Origin of the sequence: Mycobacterium sp. E2327, from assembly GCF_001672675.1 — a bacterium.
Taxonomy (GTDB): Bacteria; Actinomycetota; Actinomycetes; order Mycobacteriales; family Mycobacteriaceae; genus Mycobacterium.
Map to the genome: position 1 here is coordinate 23,256 of NZ_LZKE01000138.1, position 6,901 is coordinate 30,156.

The 6,901-nt window shown below is 69.6% G+C and carries 6 protein-coding genes; 4 read left to right on the forward strand and 2 right to left on the reverse strand.

Features of this window, described 5'->3' with window-relative positions:
• Positions 1 to 136 precede the first annotated feature (136 nt).
• Complete coding sequence (locus A5712_RS16300) at positions 137 to 1,366, reverse strand: DUF4185 domain-containing protein (RefSeq protein WP_082973475.1); 1,230 nt, start codon at positions 1,364 to 1,366, stop codon at positions 137 to 139.
• Between the two features lie 184 nt (positions 1,367 to 1,550).
• Here A5712_RS16300 and A5712_RS16305 point away from each other — a divergent pair, with 184 nt between their 5' ends.
• From A5712_RS16305 to A5712_RS16320, 4 genes are all read left to right on the forward strand, one after another.
• On the forward strand, positions 1,551 to 2,393 hold the full coding sequence (locus A5712_RS16305; RefSeq protein WP_082973476.1) for a C1 family peptidase: 843 nt from the start codon (positions 1,551 to 1,553) through the stop codon (positions 2,391 to 2,393).
• Between the two features lie 159 nt (positions 2,394 to 2,552).
• Complete coding sequence (locus A5712_RS16310; protein WP_068107073.1) at positions 2,553 to 3,818, forward strand: aspartate kinase; 1,266 nt, start codon at positions 2,553 to 2,555, stop codon at positions 3,816 to 3,818.
• Positions 3,819 to 3,820: 2 nt separating this feature from the next.
• Positions 3,821 to 4,876 (forward strand): aspartate-semialdehyde dehydrogenase, encoded by a 1,056-nt coding sequence (locus tag A5712_RS16315; RefSeq protein ID WP_068107075.1) that lies wholly within the window; start codon positions 3,821 to 3,823, stop codon positions 4,874 to 4,876.
• A 7-nt stretch (positions 4,877 to 4,883) separates the two neighbouring features.
• A complete protein-coding gene (locus A5712_RS16320) occupies positions 4,884 to 6,011 on the forward strand; it encodes a DUF4185 domain-containing protein (protein ID WP_068107077.1) in 1,128 nt (375 codons plus the stop codon).
• Positions 6,012 to 6,231: 220 nt separating this feature from the next.
• Here A5712_RS16320 and A5712_RS30875 read toward each other — a convergent pair whose 3' ends face one another.
• Positions 6,232 to 6,807, reverse strand: coding sequence for a hypothetical protein (locus A5712_RS30875; protein WP_068107079.1), 576 nt, complete (start codon positions 6,805 to 6,807; stop codon positions 6,232 to 6,234).
• Between the last annotated feature and the right edge of the window lie 94 nt (positions 6,808 to 6,901).

Consider the following 6,901-nt stretch of genomic DNA (forward strand, 5'->3'; position numbering starts at 1 on the left):
CGCGAACTCCCGCGACGGGAGGCCGGTCTTGATCAGACCCCGTCGCGGCGTCCGAGGAGGAGCACCCGCTGCACGTTGTGCACTCTACCGCGCGCGGGCTGGGCGCCAAAACTCGATGCGCTCCGTGAACGAGGCGTCACCGTCGCGGGGTCCGCCCGGACCTGCCCGCTCGTCCCCGGCGGGCCGTCGTCGCTTTTGTCGTGTCCTTGAGCGTCACCCGGAACTGCATCGCGCGGTAGGGCCAGCCCGTCGCCGTGTCCCACTGGGAGACCACCAGCCCGACGCCGCCCGGAACGTCCAGGCGCGAGCCGGGAAGAACGTATCCGCCGTACAGCTGCGCGACCCGGTTGTTCGGCAGGTCTTGCGCGTCCCAGGTCGTCCCGATCACCGGCGTTTGGATTTCCGTCTCGTAGAGGTTCGCGGTGGGGTCGTCGATGGTGCGGTATCCCAGCGCGTACTCCGAGGACAGGAAGCCGCCGAGGATCCACGTGCCGGTATCGAGCCTGCGCAAGGTCAGCTCGCCCCAGGTCTCGCCCGGGGGTGTGATCGGCGTGGGCGCGTTGCCCCACGCCCATTGGTTATCGGCCCAGCCCCAGCCGGAGTACTTGGCCTTGTTGCCGATATCGCCCGGACGCACGCGGCGCAGGATGATGCCCTTGTCGCGCTGAAAGCCGGTGGAGACGATGTACACCCAACCGTCGTCGGGGTCGTAGTCCCACGACCAAAGCTGTGCGAAGCCATCGCACACCGACGCGGAAAAGGTGGCCTTGGCGCCCATCGCTCGCCAGGTGACGCCGTTGTCGGCGGAAGCCCAGATCCCGGTGCGGGTCACGTTTCCGAAGCCACGGTTGACGATGGCATGCAGGTACATCATCTGCTCGATGACCAGCACGTCCGACGGGATCACGGTGCTGATCCCGCCCTGTTTCCACGGCGGGCCGTCGTGGATGTACTGCCACAATTGCTGGGCGTAGTCAGGGTCAACGCCGCCCGCGCTCTCATACCGGATCTGGTTGTTCGTGTCCCCGCTGCCGATCAGGGCGACGGGGGCGCGCCAGTCGCCCTGCCCGACGGCGAGGCCGGAGAAGGTGTCTCCGAACACCGAGACCAGCTTGCCGTTCGGAGCTACCGCGCACACGCCCAGGTCGGTGCAGGTCACCCCCCATTTGTCGGTGATGCCGGGGCCGGTGATGTCGCCCACATAGCCCTCGACGATTGAGTCTGTTGCCGCGCAAGGACTTTCGCGCCTCCACCGGTACACCGTCGAGGGGCTGATGCCGCTGTCGGCCGCCACCGTGGCGACCTTCTCTCCGGCGTGCACCCTGCGCAGTGTCTGGTTGCGCAGGGCGGCATCAGCCTTCCGCATGGCACCTCCGCTGTTGGTCGAGTTCATCCGAGCACATCACGCCGGCGGCGCGGCGGCACGCGTAGTGCGCTACCTGTGTTCCCGGCAGCGCTCCGCTCCTCGACAGATGAGGTAGCCCACTACGCATCCCAACCCCGGATCGCCGCCCCTACGGTCGACCTACCACCCAGATCAGGAGGATTCGATGACAACATTGCAAGAGGCCGGCCGCGTCAAAAGCGAAGAGCCACCGCAGGACTGGAGCCACGTCCGCGGATTCGGCTGGCGCCCGCAGCTCCCGGACGCCCGCGACATGCTGTACATGCCCAGGCTCAAGGGCACACTGCCCCCCGCATACGACCTGCGTCCGTCGATGCCGCCGGTGTACGACCAGGGCCAGCTCGGATCGTGCACCGGAAATGCCATCGCCGCCGCGATGGAGTACGAGCGGGATCGACAGGGCTTGCCCGATTTCGTCCCTTCGCGGTTGTTCATCTACTACAACGAACGCGCGCTCGAAGGCACCGTGTCCAGCGACTCCGGCGCGATGATCCGGGACGGCATCAAGGTGGTCAACCGTGAGGGCGTATGCCCGGAGACGCTGTGGCCCTACGACATCGGCGTGTTCACCGTGAAGCCGCCGAAGCGCTGCTACGTCGCCGCGGCGAAGGACAAGGCGGTGCAGTACGAGGCGATCCAGACATTGGGGCAGCTCAAGGATGCCATCGCCTCGAACCTGGCGGTCGTGTTCGGGTTCACCGTGTACCAGAGTTTCGAGTCGCAGTCCGTCGCGCAAACGGGCGTGATGCCGATGCCCAAACCGGGCGAAGCTACCGTCGGCGGCCACGCCGTTCTCGCGGTCGGCTACTCGGATCCCAAGGGCCACTTGATTGTTCGCAACTCGTGGGGCCCCGGGTGGGGCGACCAGGGCTACTTCTACATGCCTTACCAGTATCTGACCGGGTCCAAGAACGCCTCGGACAGCTCGCCGATCAACAGGGCGCACCTGGCGAGCGACTTCTGGGCGATCCAGGCGGTCTCGTCGTAGCACCTGACCGCGCCAGGTGCCCGCGAAGGCGCCCGCCCTGTCCGGTCGACGGACGGGCGGGCGCCCCTTCATCAGCGCCGAACGGGTCGGCGGCGGCAAAAACGATTCGCCGTCACACGTATTCTGTTGTGGACCTATACACGGACCGAAAGAACAACAGTGGCGCTCGTCGTGCAGAAATACGGCGGATCCTCGGTGGCCGACGCCGACCGGATCCGCCGTGTCGCGGAGCGCATCGTCGCGACCAAGAGGCAGGGCAACGACGTCGTCGTCGTGGTCTCGGCGATGGGCGACACCACCGACGACCTGCTGGACCTGGCTCAGCAGGTGTGCCCGGCCCCGCCGCCGCGGGAGCTCGACATGTTGCTGACCGCCGGTGAGCGCATCTCCAACGCGCTGGTGGCGATGGCGATCGAATCGCTCGGCGCGCAGGCCCGCTCGTTCACCGGGTCGCAGGCCGGTGTGATCACCACCGGCACCCACGGCAACGCGAAGATCATCGAGGTGACACCGGGACGGCTGCGCACCGCGCTCGACGAAGGCCGCATCGTGTTGGTCGCCGGCTTCCAGGGGGTCAGCCAGGACACCCGCGACGTCACCACGCTCGGCCGCGGGGGTTCGGACACCACCGCGGTCGCCCTGGCCGCCGCGCTCGGCGCCGACGTCTGCGAGATCTACACCGACGTGGACGGCATCTTCAGCGCCGACCCCAGGATCGTGCACAACGCCCGCAGGCTGGACACGGTGACGTTCGAGGAGATGCTCGAGATGGCGGCGTGCGGCGCCAAGGTGCTGATGCTGCGCTGCGTGGAATACGCTCGCCGCTACGACATTCCGGTGCACGTCCGCTCGTCGTATTCGGACAAGCCCGGCACCATCGTTAAGGGATCGATCAAGGACATAGGTATGGAAGACCCCATCCTGACCGGCGTCGCGCACGACCGCAGCGAGGCCAAGGTGACCATCGTCGGCCTGCCCGACATCCCCGGCTATGCCGCGCGGGTCTTCCGGGCCGTCGCCGACGCCGACGTGAACATCGACATGGTGCTGCAGAACGTGTCCAAGGTCGAAGACGGCAAGACCGACATCACCTTCACCTGCTCGCGCGACAGCGGCCCCACCGCGGTGGAGAAGCTGGACGCGCTGCGCGACGAGATCGGGTTCACCCAGCTGCTCTACGACGACCACATCGGCAAGGTGTCGCTGATCGGGGCGGGCATGCGCAGCCACCCCGGCGTCACCGCGACCTTCTGCGAGGCGCTGGCCGCCGTCGGCGTCAACATCGAGCTGATCTCCACCTCCGAGATCCGGATCTCGGTGCTGTGCCGCGACACCGAACTAGACAAGGCCGTCGTGGCGTTACACGAGGCGTTCGGTCTCGGCGGCGAGGAGTCGGCGACGGTGTATGCGGGGACGGGTCGGTAGATATGGGTGCCAATGGGGTGTCGATCGGCGTAGTGGGGGCCACCGGCCAGGTGGGCCAGGTGATGCGCAGGCTGCTCGACGAGCGGGACTTTCCGGCGACCACCGTGCGGTTCTTCGCGTCCGCCCGCTCGCAGGGCCGCAAGCTGGAGTTCCGCGGCCAGGAGATCGAGGTCGAGGACGCCGCGACGGCGGACCCGTCGGGGCTCGACATCGCCGTCTTCTCGGCCGGCAAGACGATGTCGCTGGTGCAGGCGCCGCGGTTCGCCGCGGCCGGGGTCACGGTGATCGACAACTCCTCGGCCTGGCGTAAGGACCCCGACGTGCCGTTGGTGGTGTCGGAGGTGAACTTCGCGCGCGACGTCGGCGAACCCCGGTCCCTCAAGAAGGGCATCATCGCCAACCCGAACTGCACCACGATGGCCGCCATGCCGGTGCTCAAGGTCCTGCACGACGAGGCGCAACTGGTGCGGATGGTGACCTCGACGTATCAGGCGGTATCGGGTAGCGGCCTGGCAGGTGTCGAGGAGTTGGCGACCCAGGCGCGCGCCGTCATCGACGGCGCCGAGGAGCTGGTGTACCACGGCGGCGCACTCGACTTCCCGGCGCCGAACACCTATGTGGCGCCCATCGCGTTCAACGTCCTGCCGCTCGCCGGCTCGCTGCTGGACGACGGTTCGGGGGAGACGGACGAGGACGCGAAGCTGCGCTTCGAGAGCCGCAAGATCCTCGGCATCCCGGACCTGTTGGTCAGCGGCACCTGCGTGCGGGTCCCGGTGTTCACCGGGCACTCGCTGTCGATCAACGCCGAGTTCGCCCGGCCGCTGTCGCCCGAGCGGGCCCGCGAGCTGCTCGACGGCGCCCCGGGCGTCAAGCTCGTCGACGTGCCGACGCCGCTGGCCGCCGCCGGTGTCGACGAATCGCTGGTCGGCCGGATCCGGCACGACCCGGGCGTCCCGGACGGGCGGGGCCTGGCGCTGTTCGTGTCGGGGGACAACCTGCGCAAGGGGGCCGCGCTGAACACCATCCAGATCGCCGAGCTGCTGGCCGCCGAACTATAGTTCCCGGGTGAGCTCGGCCCGGGTCGCCCTGCTAAGCGTCTTGTGTTTGGTTGCGCCCCAGCCTGTTTGGCAAGCGCGCGCCGATCCACCGGCGCCGGCGCCGGAGCCCGTCCTGCAGCCACTGGCGCCGGGTCAGGTGGTGCGGATCGGGCCGACGGCCGGCACCGGAACCCCGACGGGCGACTACGGCATCGGCGCGACGGACCTGTGCGAGTTCGTCGAGTTTCCCACCGAGCTGTTGCAGGTCTGCGGCGACAGCTTCGCCGGCCAGGGCGTCGGGTTCGGCGGCTGGTACTCGCCGATCGCGCTGCACGTCGACACCGCGTCGGTCGACGACCCCGCCGGGGTGCGCTACACCGGCGTCACCGGCGTCGGCAAGCCGCTGCTGGCCGACCCCACGCCGCCGGGCGACTCTCAGCTGCCGGCCGGGGTGGTGCAGGTCAACCGGCGCAACTACCTGATGGTCACGACGACGAAAAACCTTGAGCCGCAAAGCTCCCGGCTAGTGATGGCCGAACCGGCGCGCGGCGGCTGGCAGACGGTCGCCGGGTCCCGCCGCGACGGTTCCTATCAGGGTGGCCGGCAGTCGCAGATCAGCGGCTACTACGACCCGATCCCCACCCCGGACTCGCCGGGCGGCTGGGTGTACATCGTGGCCAACAGCTTCACGCGGCGAGATCCCGTGCTGCTCTACCGGGCCACGCCGCAGACGTTCATCGACCGGTCCCGGTGGCAGGGCTGGGCATCTGGGCCCGACGGCGGATGGGGCAGGCCGCCGACGCCGTTGTGGCCGGACCAGGTGGGTGAGATGTCGATCAGGCAGATCGACGGCAAGGCGGTGCTGTCCTACTTCAACGCCAGCACCGGCAACATGGAGGTCCGGGTCGCCGACGACCCGACCTCGCTGGGCACCGCGCCCGTGACGACCGTGGTGCAGCACGACGAATGGCCCGATCCGGCCGAAAGCCTCCCGCCCCCCTACGACAACCGGCTCGCGCAGCCCTATGGCGGGTACATCTCGCCCGGGTCCACCCTCGACGAGCTGCGCATCTTTGTCAGCCAATGGGACACCCGCGCCCGGGCACGCGCGCCGTACCGCGTTATCCAGTTCGCGGTCAACCCGTTCAAGCCCTAGTCAGCGGACTTTTCCGGGTCCGTCAACGCCGACGGCGTTGTTCGAGCAGGACGCCCAGCCACAGGAAGGCCGGCGGAGCCAGGACGGCCCACGCGAGCAGCGCGACCATCATGATGTTGCCCGCGGTCACGGTTCCTCCGGCGGGTATTACGGCGTTGGTAGCAGCCGATGTTGCCAGACTCGGTATCGGCGTTCAACGAACGAGCCGAGACGGCGCCGGCTACGTTCCGTTCACCCCCGGCAGGCCGAGCAGCCCGCCGCCACCGCCGGCGCCGGCGTTGCCCTTGGTTGCGCCTGTCCCCGGGTCACCGCCGTTGCCGCCGTTGCCGATCAGCCCGGCATTGCCGCCGTTACCGCCGTCCCCGCCGACGGCGCCGAGGGCGTCGCCGCCGGCGCCGCCCGTACCGCCGCCGCCGACCAGCTTGCCGCCGTTACCGCCGGCCCCGCCATGACCGCCGGTGCCGGTGTCGCTCAGACCGCCCGCGCCGCCGCCGCCGCCGGTGCCGAACAGGAACGCGGCGTTGCCGCCCGCCCCGCCGGCCCCGCCGGTGAGCTCGCCGAACCCACCGATGCCGCCGGCGCCACCCGTGCCGAACAGGAACCCGGCATTGCCGCCCGCCCCGCCGGCCCCGCCGGTGTTCGCACTGCCGAATCCGCCCGCGCCACCAGCGCCAGCGGGGGCGGCGGGTCGGGCGGTGCCGGCGGGTCCGGCGGGCTGCTCGGCGCAGCCGGCGCCGGCGGAACCGGCGGCGCCGGGGCCACCACCGGCGGAGCCGGCGGGGTCGGCGGGAGCCACCTGCTGTTCGGCGCCGGCGGGAGCTGCAGCCGTTCCTCAAGGACTTGCAGGCCGCGGCGGTGAAGTCGGCCACCCTCATCTTCGAGGCCAGATC